The sequence below is a fragment of the Oleiphilus sp. HI0125 genome (assembly GCF_001635355.1).
In genome coordinates this window covers 1-1278 of record NZ_LWGF01000170.1, presented here as the reverse complement: position 1 = coordinate 1278, position 1278 = coordinate 1, and the positions used below count along the sequence as shown (strand labels likewise).

Below are 1278 nucleotides of genomic sequence, written 5' to 3'. Positions count from 1 at the left end.
TTTAGATGCCGTAGATAGGCGTTATAGAGAAGCTCTCGCTAATCATACCAGTAAAGATGTCGCACAGCGTTATATAAAAATGCGCGGTTTAAGTGATGAGGTGATTGAGCGTTTTGGTATCGGTTATGCGCCAGCTGAACGAGATTTTGTTGGAGGTCAGGCGGGAGACCGGCAGCTTGCTAAGCTCGTTGAAATGAAATTGGTCTCGCAAAAGTATGAGCGACCTTTTGATCTGTTTCAGAACCGTTTGATGTTTCCTATTCGGAACATGCGTGGCAAGACTGTTGGTTTTGGTGGAAGAACCTTAGGCGACGATAAAGCAAAGTACATCAACTCTCCCGAGTCTCGTGTTTTTCACAAAAGTAACGAGATTTATGGGCTGTTCGAAGCATCTAGAGCCCTTAGAAGTATTGAAAAGCTTCTTGTTGTTGAGGGTTACATGGATGTGGTTTCTCTTGCTCAGCACGGGATTGATTATGCTGTAGCAACTTTGGGAACTGCGACTAACGCAGAAAACTTAGGTCAGCTATTACGTCGCTGCAAAAAACTGATTTTCTGTTTTGATGGTGATGCTGCGGGTATGAGAGCTGCTCAAAAGGCGATGGATAATTTGCTGCCGATGTATGAAAACGGTATGCAATTTAGCTTTTTAATTCTCCCTCAGGGAGAAGATCCTGACACCTTAATTCGCGAAGAGGGTGCGGATAATTTTGAGAAACGTATCGAGCGAGCTTTACCGCTTTCTGAGTTCTTTTTTCAGGTTCACACGCAGGGCTTAAATCTTGATTTGCCAGAAGATCGGGGCGTTCTTCGTAGCAGAGTGCAAGAGATCTTAAATGATTTACCTAAGAGTGCATTAAAGTCGGGCTTGTGGGACCGTCTTAAAGAGCTAACTAGTCCGCGTAAGAAGTTTTCTGAGCCGGGGCGTCAAGTGACACGTGAGAGCTCCGAGATTCGTGTAATTCGTACTAAAGATATCGCGATTTGTTTAGGACTATACTTCGCTCCAGAAAGACATCAGGCACTCAATGATTTAGACATTACCTTCCAGTCTGAAACAGCGGCGATGTTTGTTGGGTTCATAACCAAGTTTAAGATCATGTCGCAGCAAGATTTGATGTATCAACTTGCCGTTGATCAGCAAGGTTATCGCGAGCGATTTTTTGATTTGTTTTCGGGGATTGAAGCGATTCCAGAGCCTGATATCGCGATTGAAGAATTAGATTTCATAATAAAACGCGCAATCGAACAAAAAAAACGTGTTGATGCGCTGCGAGC

At 43.9% G+C, this 1278-nt stretch carries 1 protein-coding gene; it reads left to right on the top strand.

Features of this window, described 5'->3' with window-relative positions:
* Positions 1-1278, top strand: a 1278-nt coding sequence (locus A3762_RS02740) for a DNA primase (protein ID WP_068753994.1), incomplete at both ends; no start/stop codon positions are given.